The following is a 15,243-nucleotide window of genomic DNA, read 5'->3' as shown; positions in this document are numbered from 1 at the left end:
AACTAAGCGGGATATTTTAATCGTTTGATTTAATCAAATGATTATAAATAAATTGGTTAATCTATTTTTTAATTCCGCTTTTTTAACCGATGGTCATTAAGCTGGCATTTCCTCCTGCCGCTGCGGTGTTAACACTCAATGAACGTTCATGCAGCAGGCGCTCCAGCAACAGATTAGTTTCGCCCCGGGCAAAACCCTGCACTGAAACAATCGGCCCTTTACGTTGTGCAACGGTTTCACATACCTGCCGTAACTGATCACAATCACCGTGATAAATAACCGCTTCCATAACCGTGTCTTCATTCTGCCAGTCATTCACTAAATAAATGGCGTGACGAACTTCTTTTGGTAACTGTTTCAGTAACTGCTGGTGAAGCTCATCCTTTTCCCAGACCGCCTGACAACCAACCGAAAGCACTGCGGCTAACTGAATCAGAGTATCCTGCTCATTATCTGCAAGACAGAGAACCTGACCGCGTGGCAACAGGGTATAGGTATTACGTTCTCCCGTTGGTCCCGGCAGTAAGCGCGTTGTCCCGCCCTGAGCCAGTAAAGCGTATTCCTGAATGAAGTGGCTCAGTTCCGAGTGGTTATTTGATGTAGTCCATTCAGCCAGTTTGTTGAAAGGAGAGTGCAGGGCAGTGCGAATGGTGGCATCCAGGGGATATTCCTCATCCTGACGAGCTAATGTCTGAGTTGCAGCATTGACAGGGCGCTGGGATAACAGGCGATAAAGATAGAGAGGCCCACCGGCTTTAGGCCCGGTGCCGGATAATCCTTCACCACCGAATGGCTGAACACCAACAACGGCACCGACCATATTACGGTTAACATATAAATTACCGACTTTTGCCTTACCCGTGACCTGAGAGATGGTTTCATCAATACGGGTGTGAACGCCTAATGTTAATCCGTAGCCGGAAGCGTTAATCTGGTCAAGCAGTTGATCCAACTCGTCCCGCTTGAAACGGACAACGTGCAGAACCGGGCCGAAAATTTCTTTTTTCAGCTCATCAAAACTTTCCAGCTCAATAAGGGTAGGTTTGACGAACATTCCCTGTGGCCATTCCTGACTGTCTGCCGTGTTTTCATGTGTCGCCTGATAAACGGTTCTGCCCTTAGTACGCATAGTCTGAATATGGCGCTCGATATTCGCTTTTGCTTCCGCATCGATCACCGGGCCGATATCGGTGAACAGGTGCTCAGGATTCCCCATCCGGCATTCTGCCATTGCGCCTTTCAACATGGTGAGTGTTCTGTCTGCAACATCATCCTGTATACACAGAATACGCAGGGCAGAGCAGCGCTGACCCGCACTGTCAAAAGCAGAGGCAACCACATCAGTGACAACCTGCTCAGTCAGGGCGGAGGAATCGACAATCATCGCATTCATTCCGCCTGTTTCTGCGATCAATGGCGTCGGGCGGCCCTGCGCATCAAGACGTCCGGCGATATTACGCTGTAACAGGCTGGCAACTTCGGTGGAGCCGGTGAACATCACGCCACGCACACGCTCATCGCCTACCAGCATAGAACCGACAGTTTCCCCTTGCCCCGGCAATAATTGTAGCACTTCGCGCGGAATGCCTGCCTGATGCAGCATTTTAACGGCGACCGCTGCAATCAGTGGGGTCTGTTCTGCTGGTTTTGCCAGAACGCTATTACCAGCCGCTAATGCAGCGGCAATCTGACCGGTGAAAATGGCCAGAGGGAAGTTCCACGGGCTGATACAGACCACAGGCCCAAGCGGGCGATGCGTATCGTTGGCGAAATCCTGACGCACCTGATCGGCGTAATAGTAAAGGAAATCCACCGCTTCACGAACTTCTGAAATGGCATTGTTGAACGTTTTACCTGCTTCACGAACCAGAATGCCGAGCAGGGATTGCAGGTTATCTTCCATCAGTTCTGCTGCACGTACCAAAATAGCTGCACGCTCTGACGGTGGCGTGGCAAACCAGATGGTTTCGGCATTGGTGGCGATGTCCAGTGCGTGGCTGACTTCCTGCTCTGTGGTTTCCCGCACATAGCCGACGATATCAGAAGAGTTGGCCGGGTTCTTGACCGGATTGGCAACCGGTAATTCCTCAGTATGAGTATAGTTACCACCCAATAACGGTTCGCTGTTCCATATTTCCATGGAAGAACTCAACAATGCGCTGGAAAGAGAAGCCAAACGGTGTTCACTGGAAAGGTCTAATCCTGATGAATTGACACGATTTTTACCATATAAGTCAATTGGTAATGGAATTTTCGGATGAGGCAGGCCGATTTGCCCTTCAGATTTAGCCAGTTCATGAACCACTTTTACCGGATCGGCAACCAATTCATCTATCGGTAGGTTGGTATCAGCGATACGGTTAACGAATGAGGTATTCGCCCCATTTTCCAACAGGCGTCGAACCAGATAGGCCAGTAAAGTTTCATGGGTTCCGACTGGTGCATAGATTCGACACGGACGATTCAGCTTGCCATCCGCAATTTTACCGACCACTTGTTCATAAAGCGGTTCTCCCATTCCGTGCAGACACTGGAATTCATACTGCCCCGGATAATAATTCTGCCCTGCGATATGGTAAATGGCAGACAGAGTATGGGCGTTATGAGTTGCAAACTGAGGGTAAATAAGATTAGGCACAGATAGCAACTTACGGGCGCAGGCAATGTAAGAAACATCGGTATACACTTTGCGGGTATAAACCGGATAGCCTTCCAGACCGTCAATCTGGGCACGCTTGATCTCACTATCCCAATAAGCCCCTTTTACCAGACGGATCATCAGTCTGTGGCGGCTGCGCTGGGCTAAATCGATAATGCTGTCAATAACGAAAGGACAGCGTTTCTGGTAGGCCTGAATAACAAAACCAATTCCGTTCCAGCCTTCCAGTTGTGGTTCAAAGCAGAGTTTTTCCAGCAAATCGAGGGAAATTTCCAGCCTATCCGCTTCTTCTGCATCAATATTGATACCGATATCATACTGGCGGGCCTGTAAAGTCAGGCTAAGCAGGCGAGGGTAGAGTTCGGTCATCACGCGTTCATACTGGGCGCGGCTATAGCGGGGATGCAGGGCGGAAAGTTTGATAGAAATACCCGGCCCTTCATAAATTCCCCGACCGTTCGATGCCTTACCAATCGCATGAATAGCCTGCTGGTAAGAGACCATATAAGCCTGTGCATCCTCTTCGGTCAGTGCCGCTTCACCAAGCATGTCATAGGAATAGCGGAAGCCTTTTTCCTCCAGCTTGCGGGCGTTGGCAAGGGCCTGAGCAATAGTTTCACCTGTGACGAATTGCTCTCCCATCAGACGCATTGCCATATCTACACCTTTGCGCACCAACGGTTCACCGCTCTTGCCGATGATTCGGGTTAGCGATTTGGATAACTTGGCTTCGTTATGAGTAGAGACTAATTTACCGGTAAACAGTAAACCCCATGTCGCGGCATTAACGAACATGGATGGGCTTTGCCCCAGATGTGAGTGCCAATTACCGTTACTGATTTTATCGCGGATGAGTGCATCGCGGGTGGCTTTATCAGGAATGCGTAACAGGGCTTCGGCAAGGCACATCAGTGCGACACCTTCCTGTGAAGAGAGTGAAAACTCCTGTAGCAATCCCTGAACCAGACCGGCGCGCCCAATACCCTGTTTTTGCTGGCGTAATTTCTCTGCAATAGAGTATGCGAGTTTATGTGCCGCTTTGGATTGTTCTTCTGGTAATTGAGCTTGTTGCAGTAACATTGGAACTGCCTGTGTTTCAGGCAACCGATATGCCGCAGTAATTGCAGAACGTTTCACCGATTGGGGTAAAATGTGCTCGGCAAAGTCCAGAAACGGCTGATAACGGGTTTCAATCGGTGATTCTTCTTCGGAAATCTTTTCTTCTTTGTTATCCTGAGCGGCTGATATTTCCGGGATCTTTTCCTCATTTTCAAGACGTTCGAGATAATTAAAAATGGCTTGCTTAATCAGCCAGTGTGGTGTGCGTTCAATTCGTTGTGCAGCAGCTTTGATGCGATTGCGCGTTGCTTCATCGAGCTTCACGCCCATAGTGGTACTACCCATTCTCACTCCTTAATAGGAAGACTAATCAAGTTACGGAACAATATCTTCCATGTTGCAACTTTGTGCAACTTTGTTAAAAGCCATTATTCAGAATTTGTGAAATCAATCTGATTTTGAACATATAATTTGTGGCTCATGATTATTAATCTATTATCTACATGATAGATAAGCATTTATTTTCATTTGGCTACATAGGGTTTTTTATGGAAGGTGCAACTTTATGGGTGATAAATGTGACTTGGCGAGCGTTTCTTGTAAAAAATGCCGTTAATCAGTTGTTAAAAATGTTTTAGCTAATTTAGGATAGAAAGTGATTTTTAAATAATTACAAATATAAATTACATACCGGAACAACGCCACCTTCAGGTGAAATAATCTTCAGGTACAACTCTGGTCTACCCAATAAACTTCGAGTTGCATACAGCCAGCAAAAGGCAGTCTGAAAGCAAGATGGGTAAAACCTGACAACAGAACACCTTGTCCTGAGAGAGATATTGCGCTGAAAGAAGTGGGAAATCTATACCCAATGAATTTCAAGCCGCATCGCGGCGGCAAGGGAGTTCATCCCCGGGAGCATAGATAACTATGTGACTGGGGTGAGCGAGCGCAGCCAACAAAGAGGCAGTTTGAAAGACGACGGGTATAAGTACAGAACACATCATTGACGCAAATCAAGTAGTCTGAATAAACAGGATTTGCAAAAAATACTATGGAGAAGAACCTGCATGACAGTAAATTCACCAATGCTAATTACCTTCATTGTCTATATAGCCGGGATGCTGCTGATAGGCTTCATGGCTTACCGTGCCACCAAGAATTTCGATGACTATATTCTGGGTGGCCGGCGATTAGGCAGTGTTGTAACAGCACTATCTGCTGGCGCTTCTGATATGAGTGGCTGGTTATTAATGGGGTTGCCGGGAGCAATTTTTTTATCCGGTGTATCAGAAATCTGGATCGCGTTGGGCTTATTATTGGGAGCCTATCTGAACTGGCGATGGGTCGCAGGCCGATTACGTGTTCATACAGAAATCAATAATAATGCGCTGACTTTACCGGATTATTTCACCAACCGCTTTGATGATAGCAGTAAAATTCTCCGTATTATCTCTGCCGTTGTTATCCTGATTTTCTTTACTATCTACTGTGCGTCAGGCGTTGTAGCGGGTGGTTTGTTGTTTGAGAACACATTTGGCATCAGCTACGAACACGCAATCTGGCTGGGGGCGTTAGCTACGATTGCCTACACTTTCCTCGGTGGATTTTTGGCGGTGAGCTGGACTGATACCGTACAAGCAACCTTAATGATTTTTGCTTTGATCCTGGTGCCTGTGTTGATTTTACTCAACGTGGGCGGCGTGGAGAAAGCCATTACCATGATTGAGGCGAAAAATCCTGTCTATATGGATATATTTAAGAACCTGAATTTTGTGGCCATCATCTCACTGTTGGGCTGGGGGTTAGGTTACTTTGGTCAGCCCCATATTCTGGCCCGTTTTATGGCCGCAGATTCTCATCAGACTATCCATAAAGCGCGCCGTATCAGTATGACGTGGATGCTGTTATGTCTTGCGGGTACGTCAGCGGTAGGTTTCTTTGGTATTGCATATTTTTCAATCCATACGGATCAGGCTGGCCCGGTATTACAAAACCATGAGCGTATTTTCATGGAGCTGGGCATACTTTTATTTAATCCGTGGATCACGGGTATTTTGTTGTCTGCGGTTTTGGCGGCGGTCATGAGTACACTGAGCTGCCAATTGCTGGTGTGTTCCAGTGCTCTGACAGAAGATTTTTATAAAGCCTTTATCCGTACGAAAGCGAGCCAGAAAGAACTGGTATGGGTCGGACGGATGATGGTGCTGTTGGTCGCAGCTATTGCCATTGTGATTGCGACTAACCCAAATAATAAAGTGCTGGCTTTAGTCAGTAATGCCTGGGCGGGTTTTGGCGCAGCATTTGGCCCAGTAATCCTGATTTCGGTGATTTGGCAACGTATGACACGTGATGGCGCATTGGCAGGTATGCTGGTGGGTGCAGTGACTGTACTGGTATGGATGAAGTTTCAGTGGTTTGGTCTATACGAAATCATCCCCGGATTTATTCTGGCCTCGCTTGCCATTGTGGTGGTGAGCTTGTTGGGCAAAGCACCAAATAAGACGATCCAGCAGCGTTTTATCGAAGCCGAAGCTCAATATAATACTAAATAAAGATATATTCAGAGCCTCTGAAGTAGCAGAGGCTCATTTCCTATCCTGTCTGATTCAATTACCATCTTTGCTTACCTTTACACGTAATCTTCAAATATCACTCAGATAAATCCAATAAATTTTGAATTGCATACAGCCAACAACAAGGCAGCCTGAATAAACAGAATTTGCAAAAAAATACTATGGAGAAGAATCTGCATGACAGTAAATTCACCAATGCTAATTACCTTCATTGTCTATATAGCCGGGATGCTGCTGATAGGCTTCATGGCTTACCGTGCCACCAAAAATTTTGACGATTATATTTTGGGAGGACGGCGTTTAGGCAGTGTAGTAACAGCGCTATCTGCTGGTGCATCTGGTATGAGTGGCTGGTTATTTATGGGGTTGCCGGGAGCAATTTTTTTATCCGGTGTATCAGAAATCTGGATCGCGTTGGGCTTATTACTGGGAGCCTATCTGAACTGGCGCTGGGTCGCAGGCCGATTACGTGTTCATACAGAAATCAATAATAATGCACTGACTTTGCCGGATTATTTCACCAACCGCTTTGATGATAGCAGTAAAATTCTCCGTATTATCTCTGCCGTTGTTATCCTGATTTTCTTTACTATCTACTGTGCGTCAGGCGTTGTAGCGGGTGGTTTGTTGTTTGAGAACACATTTGGCATCAGCTACGAACACGCAATCTGGCTGGGGGCGTTAGCTACGATTGCCTACACTTTCCTCGGTGGATTTTTGGCGGTGAGCTGGACTGATACCGTACAAGCAACCTTAATGATTTTTGCTTTGATCCTGGTGCCTGTGTTGATTTTACTCAACGTGGGCGGCGTGGAGAAAGCCATTACCATGATTGAGGCGAAAAATCCTGTCTATATGAATATATTTAAGAACCTGAATTTTGTTGCAATCATCTCATTGTTGGGCTGGGGATTAGGTTACTTTGGTCAGCCGCATATTCTGGCTCGTTTTATGGCGGCAGATTCTCACCAGACTATCCATAAAGCCCGTCGGATCAGTATGACGTGGATGTTGTTATGCCTTGCGGGCACGTCAGCAGTGGGTTTCTTTGGTATTGCGTATTTCTCATTCCATACAGATCAGGCTGGCCCGGTATTACAAAACCATGAGCGTATTTTCATGGAGCTGGGCATACTTTTATTTAATCCGTGGATCACGGGCATTTTGCTGTCCGCGGTTTTGGCGGCGGTCATGAGTACACTGAGTTGTCAGCTGTTGGTGTGTTCCAGCGCACTGACCGAAGATTTTTATAAAGCCTTTATCCGTACGAAAGCCAGCCAGAAAGAACTGGTATGGGTCGGACGGATGATGGTACTGTTGGTCGCAGCTATTGCCATTGTGATTGCGACTAATCCAAATAATAAAGTGCTGGCCTTAGTCAGTAATGCCTGGGCGGGTTTTGGCGCAGCATTTGGCCCAGTTATCCTGATTTCGGTGATTTGGCAACGCATGACACGTGATGGCGCATTGGCAGGCATGTTGGTGGGTGCAGTGACTGTGTTGGTATGGATGAAGTTTCAGTGGTTTGGTCTGTACGAAATCATTCCCGGATTTATTTTATCTTTACTTGCCATTGTGGTGGTGAGTCTATTGGGTAAAACACCAAATAAGACGATCCAGCGGCGTTTTATCGAAGCGGAAGCTCAGTATAATACTAAATAAAGATATATTCAGAGCCTCTGAAGTAGCAGAGGCTCATTTATCCTAATTATTACCAGCATATCCATCGTTTGGGATCTCCAGCATATTCAAGTTTTGTCCCTTCTGGTGGTTGAAGAAGAGTAATAGTCCACCCTTGATCTGAATCCTTAAAATTACCAGTTTGATTATTATATGTATCATTGAGAGAGTGGATTGTTATTGGTTTTGAATTAAAATTCGCGCGTATATAATCTGGCGGAGGTGCTCCATCAGTTTTTTCACTTATTTCTCTCAGATTTGCAGGGCAATATTGTTTAGAATAAAAAACTGTCCAATAATACCCAGATATGAGAGTAGGAGAGACTTCTATCATTCCTATCCGACCAGACCATAGTAGTTTTTCATCTTGAGTAATAAATTTAAATCCTGTTATTTTTGCAGCATGAAAGCAGTTGAGAGAATTTTTATCTTCCCAAGTAAAAGTCCCTTTTTTTCCCGGCCCTACTGTTATCACCACGGGATTGCCTTCTGTTGGTTGATATGTGCAAACAGCATAGACAGATGGTGCATAGACAGTGATTGTATAATTTGTTCTATTATCAATAGTTATCGGGTGATATCCAGAAGAAAATGCTGAAATTGATGTGGTAGTAAGTAACATCATAATAATCAAATTAAACATTCTATGATAAATTAAATTTATGATTTTCATAACAGCTCCTTACTTATTAGTAAGTAAATAAAAAATTACCCCTTCTAAAGGAAACGTTCCATTAGCGAATGGTGGTTTTTTGTTCTAATATATTATTAAATAATAGTCTATATTTTTGATTGTTCTAATTATTAATGTTTAATAAAAATTATATTAATATATCTTATCTTTAATGATGAATGAGATGAGCTGTTATTTTCAATTAATTGTTTTTACAGGGGGTGTTTTTTATGGGGGGAATTTGATTTTTATTTTTTAGTGCTTTTTCTACTGTATATAACGAGATAGGTGATAGTGAATATGAAAAATATCAAATTTTCTTCAATAACACGATTCTCCAGCCAATCGGTTGACTGGAGAATTAAATTACCTAATTTTTAATTAGGATTCAGATGCAGATGCATTGATGGATGCAGGATAAAGATATGCAGACCATTCATTATATTGGCAAACAAATATTGACGGATTTCTTGCTGAAAGTGGAGATGCTAATTTATAAACTCTATCTCTTATTTCAGCAGCAGTATTTAATGAGTAACCAACATAAGTACCGGCAGGTAAGGCCATAACATTGCCATTTGAAAATACTACTATGTTATTAAAATTAATTGTTTTAAGTGATTCGTTAAGAGCACTAATTTCTCTTGGGCCTGCACCATAGATTTCAACGCGGATTAAATAATTAGCCATGGATTACCTCTCTTTTATTTAATGTTTGAATAAAATCATTCATCGGTTTTCTGTGTGCAGAATACGATGATATTTATATCCAATCTCTTTCCGAGGTTGGTATGCTGGAGAATCTAACAGGTATTAATGACATTACGCCATATCATTAAATCACAGTTATTTGATGAAATGTTTTTAGAGGATTTTGAATATAATATTTATTATCAGATCTGCTATTTAATAGCTCTACAAATATGCAGAGCTTTATATATTTTGGATTATCTATTTATGAGCCTTTTCCTCCAGGCGTTGCTCAATAGCGCGTATCACAAATTCGCGTAATTTCTCCACACCAAGAAAACCCACAGCGCCGCCAAGAGCTGGAGATACGCTAACAGGAATACCAATCAACTCTAGCCCGCTGGAAAATCCCCATGAAAGAGCCCCACAGAGAAGAGGTTCAGCCCAGCGGTTTTTGCGTTCCACACCGTCATAAATCAGCCGTCCATAACAGATCATAATAGCCAGCAATGCGCCGGATATCTGTGGCCAGGCATTTCTCAGGTAGTACATAAGATCAATCCATAATTCAGGATATTCTTGCATTATTTGCCCCATAATTTATTTCCGGTCGTTCAATCACAATGCCTGAATTAAAATTAACTGGGCAGAGGTTGGATTCCGGTGTTTAGTGATAGGTTACATATTTCCATAATAGCGTTAGCACCGGATATCCACATTTTTATGAAGTTGTGCCCTGCATAATACGAACTTCATAGTGACTTTTATTGTGAAGTTCTCTCAGATCCCTTGCTGATACCCTGTCCAATCAGCACACCAATAATAGTGAGAGCGCTACCGGAAAGTTGGATGAAACTGGGGCTGTCTCCTACAATAGTCTGTATCGCTAATGCGAAAATAGGGACAAAATTAAAAAAGACTGCTGTTTTTCCTGCACCACGAATAGTAATTGCTATGTTCCAGAAGAGGTAAGCAACAACAGAACCAGCAAGACCCATATAAAAGTCAGCTAAATGACTTTCAAAGGGGGCAGATAATAATGTCGAAACGGGTGATTCAACAGAAATCGCAATGATAGACAATATAATTGTGCCAAAAAACATCGTCCAGCCAGTGGTTTCCAGAGGTGTTGATTCTATAACAAATGTGCGGATCCCAATGGTATAAATTGCCCAGCCCAGAGAACCCAAAAAGATGATTAATTCTCCGGTATTAATATGAATAGTGTTACCCAACATAGGTTGCGCATTGGTAACAACTAGGATCACACCAAACAAACTGAGTATCATTCCGATTATACGTATTATATCAGGGAAACGGCGGTTAATAATGGCCTCAAAAATATTGGCAGTGACAGGTGTTGTTGCCATTATTAATGCAGCATTAACAGGATTTGCATATTGGAGACCAACAAATAATGCACCATTGAATCCTGCAACTCCAATTCCTCCGAGGAGAATAAAAGCAAGCCAGTTTTTTCTGAATACTCCAATGTTAAGTTTTTTTCTGGATATCATAAATAGGAAAATAAATAAGACAGCAAAAGTGAAGCGTTCAGCAGAAGCAGTCCATGGAGGCAGATTCATCAGGGAAATCTTTGTTAGCTGAAAATTTGAGCCCCAAAAAAATGTTGCAATTAATGTCAGAACAATTGCTAATTGTGATGTATTTCGTATACGCATGTTATTGACTCGATTAAATTTTTATTAAATAAAATTGATTGTTTTTTTATCAGAGTGATTGTGGCATAGTCGAAAGAAAAGATATTTAGATATAAATAGAAAATAATTTTCCAAAAATGGAAGTCATAATATGCAATCACTTATTTGGGATGATATTCGTGTATTTCTGGCAGTTGCTCAGACCGGAACTATCAGTAATGCAGCAACCCTTCTTGGGGTTGGTATTGCAACAGTGTCCAGAAAAATTGAAAGGCTGGAAGCAACTTTTGGAATGCCTCTGTTCTTTCGCCATCAGACTGGCTACCAGTTAACAGAAGATGGAAGGGGATTGTTGGAAAAAGCAGAAGCAATGGAAACGGCAGCAAATTCATTTTTGACAGAAGTTGATGTACGCACAAAAATCGCTGGTAAAGTGCGTCTTGCAACAACAGAAATGCTGGCTAGTAATTTAATTATTCCTAATCTGCCAGTTTTGCTGAAAAAATATCCCGATTTGGCACTGGAAATTATTACTGATTCACGTACTGTCAACCTTCATCGCCGAGATGCTGATTTAGCTCTTCGCCTTGTCAGGCCGGAACAAGGCCATGTTACTGTTCGTCAGATTGGAATACTGGGGTTTGGGTTATATGCCAGTAAACAATACTGCGAAAATTATCCATCTCAAATATCTGATGAAGCCTATAGTCATGCTCATTTTATTGGCTGGACTGATGAGAGCCAGCAACTTCCAATGTACAAATGGATGGAAAAAACCCTCAATGGTCGTCCGCTTTCTATAGCGACGACTTCACTTTCAGCTCAGGTTGCGGCGGTCAAAGCAGGTTTGGGATTGGCAGTTCTACCTCATTTTATTGCTGATTCTGCTGATCTCATTTGCCTTTCTCCTAAACTGGGGTTAAATCAGCCTCTTTGGCTTGTTATTCATGCAGATTTGGCATACTCCCTGAAAATAAGGAAGGTGGTAGATTTTCTTACAGAAATTGTCTCTCAACATTTGCAGCAACTGTCCAGCCAGATAATAAAATCCTAGTAATAAGATTAAGTATTATTTAAGAATAATATTCAATATAACTGCTCCTCCAAACTTTCGAAAGATTTTGAAAATCCATTTAGTTTTACTCATACCTTACATAATGACGTAGAAATTTAGAAAATTAGAGTGATTTTTTGAATTAAAGATATCACCTTTGTTTATGGATAGAGAATTATTATAATATTGGTAACTTGTTCTTATTTTTTATATTTTTTTAATATTAAATTCTGCATTAATCTTTTTTTTATTCAAAATATATGTTATTTTCACTGTTCATTGATTAATGAAAATATAAGTTCATATTGTTTGAATTATAAAGAATGAAATTATATCTATAGGTTTTAATCACTTAACAGAAGTGTTTTTATCCATTTTTGGTAAATATTCCTATTGCAAAGTTAAATTATTTAACATAGATTGCTTGCAAATTATAATATTGATGTTGCTGGTAAGTAAATTAATAGGTAATCATTTTTATTATATTGTTGATATGAAGGACTGAACGTCATATAAGAGATTAAAATGAATATACTCTGTACTATAAAGAATAATATGAAATTAGAGCAACCTATTGAAGTACTGGAAAAATTACTTTCTTATTTATATTTAGATGATTGCGTATCAAATAAAGAACTATCATTAAAGATAGGGTTGCCTATTCCTCTCGTATCCGCATTTAAAAAAGAACTGATAAAATTGAATTTTGCGGAAAATAAAGGGTTATTTAAACTCAAGTTAGAGGGTGTTCAATATATTCAGAATGAACTTAATTATAAGCTTGTTGATTATGAATTATATAATTCATTATCTTCAGAAGAAGAATGTGAAAAATTTAAAGATGATTTAGCCGGTTTGCTTGCTCCTATATATGATAGCCGCCCTCGCGTCAATGTGTTGTTGGATCAGGCTCACGCTACTTTGGATACATCGGTGCGCAGGGTAATGCTACTACTCAAAAATCCGATAATATTCAAACAAAAAATCCTTTTTTTAGGTGATGATGATCTGACATCTGTGGCTTTAATGATGGCATTTAAAAAGCTGGGCCATTATGATCATAAAAATATTCATGTTAAAGATCTTGATGAAGATCTGTTGAAATTTATTGAAGATGTATCAATGAAAAATGGCTTTACGATTAATACTGAGTATTTAGATCTGAAAGAACCAAATAAATATGTCAGGTCATTTGATGTGATTTTAACAGATCCACCCTACACTTTTAGTGGATTAAAATTATTTTTGTCTAGGGCAATTAGTTTTTCTAAAAATGAGGGGAGTGAAATATTATTGTCATTTGGACAAAAAAAACCTAAAGAAAATCATGAGGTACAAAAACTCTTTAGTGACCAGAATCTTTTTATCAAAAGTATCTATCCACAATTTAATAAATATTATGGTGGGAGTATTATAGGTAACGTCAGTGACTTATATATTCTTTCTGTCACAAAAAATACATATCCAACCATTTCAGGTAATGTTGATTACTCAAATAAAATATATACCGGAGAAATTAATCCACGTATAAAATTTTATCAATGTAAATCGTGCAACAATCGGCTTACAATTGGATATGGAAAAGACATATTAACTATAGAGCAGCTGATAGAAACAGGTTGTAACAAGTGTAGCGGAACCAAATTTCAATATCAGGGGCAAGAAAAAATCCATTTGCCTCCAGAAACAAGACAGTTTGGCACTCATATCATCATAGAAATGAAAAACTGTGAAAGTGACAAATTGAAATGTATATCAACTATTGAGAATATGATGGTTGATATTTCTCGCAAGTGTGAATTTGATGTGATTAATTACCATTTTCATCAATCGGAATCACGTGGTATCAGTGGAGCAATGATATTGGCTGGATCACATTTTGCTATTCATACGTGGCCAAAATATAGCTATGCAGCACTTGATTTATTAATCTATAGTGATTTTAATCATCAGGATACACTTATAAGGCAGTTGCAGAGCCAATTAAATTCACAGGAATATGAGTGCAAAATATTGCAACGAGGGTTTTAATATAGCTCATGTCTGGCTGATAGATTATCTGGCCAGACATATAGAAAATAAAATGATTGCAACAAAGAAATATTTTTCTGTCTTTAAGAAAATAATTGTTCTAATCCTAATGAGATTTTATAAAATTGGCTCATTTATTAAAGACATATCCATAACATCGCAATACCGTCCCTGTTTAAGGGCTGCTTTACGTTGAATACCTTCCCTTTCAAATCCAAACTTAGTGTAAAGAGCAATTGCCTTTTCATTATCTGTGAAAACTTCCAGATCAATTCTGATGCAACCGAGCCAGTTGAAAACATAGTCAATAGCAAATGCCATCATTTCTGAGCCAATACCTCGGCCTGAATAATCGGGATCAATACCAATACCGAGGCTGATAACATGTTTGCGTCTTGGGTTGGGATAACTATATAACCCCAGAGTACCAACAACATTACCGTCTATTTCTGCCACGAAGTCGAATACCCCTTGTGTTCTATTATTCTTAAGACGCTCACGCCACATTTCAAGAGATGGGCATGGGCGTTGTAATGTATAGAAATAAACATCGGGATGACCAAAAATTCGCTGAAAATGCTCAGCATCTTCAGTTTCAGCAGATCTGATTTTAGTTTTCATATATATCTCTCCTGAATTTGACTCTACCATAATTACCCGATAAAACATTAAATGTAAATATAATGTTTAAAAAATAAATAATACTGTCTTTCCTTAATTACTAGAATTTAAGGATATCAATGGATCAGGAAAATTCAGCCATACTTGCAATAATAAAAAGCTTTGAAATCAGCCTGCATGGAGAAAAAAGATATGATATTGAATGGTTAAATCGCATCCTACATGATGATTTTCTGGAAATAGGGAAGTCTGGTTATCTTTATACGAAGAAAATTGTGGTGGAATCTTTAAAGGAAGAAATAAATATTATTTCTCAAATTTTTTCAGAAGATTTTAATATGCAGATTTTGGATAAAAATATTGTGCTGCTTACCTATAAATCTTATGAAGTAAATAAACAAGGGCAGTCATATAACGAAGCATTGCGTTCATCAACCTGGCAGTTATCAGCATCGGGTGTATGGCAACTCAGATTCCATCAGGGGACAAAAATGGCGGATTCTCAATAGAACCCATAAAAATGGCCCGGATTCCGGGCC

Annotated in this window: 11 protein-coding genes; 5 read left to right on the top strand and 6 right to left on the bottom strand. The window is 40.8% G+C overall.

What is annotated here, in order from left to right; all coding sequences use genetic code 11:
* Window positions 1-82: 82 nt before the first annotated feature.
* On the bottom strand, window positions 83-4,063 hold the full coding sequence (gene putA, locus AACS92_RS00890) for a trifunctional transcriptional regulator/proline dehydrogenase/L-glutamate gamma-semialdehyde dehydrogenase (protein ID WP_099108235.1): 3,981 nt from the start codon (window positions 4,061-4,063) through the stop codon (window positions 83-85).
* Between the two features lie 725 nt (window positions 4,064-4,788).
* Between putA and putP (AACS92_RS00885) the strand changes: the two genes are divergently transcribed.
* Together putP (AACS92_RS00885) and putP (AACS92_RS00880) are read left to right on the top strand one after the other, a co-directional pair.
* Complete coding sequence (gene putP / locus AACS92_RS00885) at window positions 4,789-6,273, top strand: sodium/proline symporter PutP (RefSeq protein WP_099108234.1); 1,485 nt, start codon at window positions 4,789-4,791, stop codon at window positions 6,271-6,273.
* A 198-nt stretch (window positions 6,274-6,471) separates the two neighbouring features.
* The gene (gene putP, locus AACS92_RS00880; protein WP_099108233.1) at window positions 6,472-7,956 is read left to right on the top strand and encodes a sodium/proline symporter PutP; all 1,485 of its coding nucleotides are present in this window, start codon (window positions 6,472-6,474) and stop codon (window positions 7,954-7,956) included.
* Window positions 7,957-8,005: 49 nt separating this feature from the next.
* Here putP (AACS92_RS00880) and AACS92_RS00875 read toward each other — a convergent pair whose 3' ends face one another.
* From AACS92_RS00875 to AACS92_RS00860, 4 genes are all read right to left on the bottom strand, one after another.
* A complete protein-coding gene (locus AACS92_RS00875) occupies window positions 8,006-8,647 on the bottom strand; it encodes a hypothetical protein (RefSeq protein ID WP_099108232.1) in 642 nt (213 codons plus the stop codon).
* A gap of 381 nt (window positions 8,648-9,028) precedes the next feature.
* Window positions 9,029-9,337: a type V toxin-antitoxin system endoribonuclease antitoxin GhoS gene (ghoS, locus tag AACS92_RS00870; RefSeq protein ID WP_099108231.1), complete on the bottom strand. Its 309-nt coding sequence runs from the start codon at window positions 9,335-9,337 to the stop codon at window positions 9,029-9,031.
* A 261-nt stretch (window positions 9,338-9,598) separates the two neighbouring features.
* Window positions 9,599-9,922, bottom strand: coding sequence for a phage holin, lambda family (locus AACS92_RS00865; protein WP_099108230.1), 324 nt, complete (start codon window positions 9,920-9,922; stop codon window positions 9,599-9,601).
* A 179-nt stretch (window positions 9,923-10,101) separates the two neighbouring features.
* The gene (locus AACS92_RS00860) at window positions 10,102-11,019 is read right to left on the bottom strand and encodes a DMT family transporter (RefSeq protein WP_241537826.1); all 918 of its coding nucleotides are present in this window, start codon (window positions 11,017-11,019) and stop codon (window positions 10,102-10,104) included.
* Between the two features lie 130 nt (window positions 11,020-11,149).
* On the opposite strand from AACS92_RS00860, the gene AACS92_RS00855 reads away from it, so the two are divergent.
* Window positions 11,150-12,052, top strand: a complete 903-nt coding sequence (locus AACS92_RS00855) for a LysR family transcriptional regulator (protein WP_099108229.1) — start codon at window positions 11,150-11,152, stop codon at window positions 12,050-12,052.
* A 555-nt stretch (window positions 12,053-12,607) separates the two neighbouring features.
* Entirely contained in the window at window positions 12,608-14,083 is a 1,476-nt protein-coding gene (gene speD / locus AACS92_RS00850) for an adenosylmethionine decarboxylase (protein ID WP_241537824.1), read from the top strand.
* A gap of 117 nt (window positions 14,084-14,200) precedes the next feature.
* Here speD and AACS92_RS00845 read toward each other — a convergent pair whose 3' ends face one another.
* Window positions 14,201-14,704: a GNAT family N-acetyltransferase gene (locus AACS92_RS00845; RefSeq protein WP_099108227.1), complete on the bottom strand. Its 504-nt coding sequence runs from the start codon at window positions 14,702-14,704 to the stop codon at window positions 14,201-14,203.
* 119 nt (window positions 14,705-14,823) lie between these two features.
* On the opposite strand from AACS92_RS00845, the gene AACS92_RS00840 reads away from it, so the two are divergent.
* Window positions 14,824-15,213 carry a nuclear transport factor 2 family protein gene (locus AACS92_RS00840; protein WP_099108226.1) on the top strand — a complete coding sequence of 130 codons (390 nt, stop codon included), beginning with the start codon at window positions 14,824-14,826 and terminating at the stop codon, window positions 15,211-15,213.
* The last annotated feature ends 30 nt before the right edge of the window (window positions 15,214-15,243 follow it).

Source organism: Xenorhabdus sp. KJ12.1 (genome assembly GCF_963876495.1).
GTDB classification, from domain to species: domain Bacteria; phylum Pseudomonadota; class Gammaproteobacteria; order Enterobacterales; family Enterobacteriaceae; genus Xenorhabdus; species Xenorhabdus stockiae.
The sequence above is the reverse complement of the archived record's forward strand: the minus strand, read 5'-3'. Positions and strand labels throughout refer to the sequence as shown.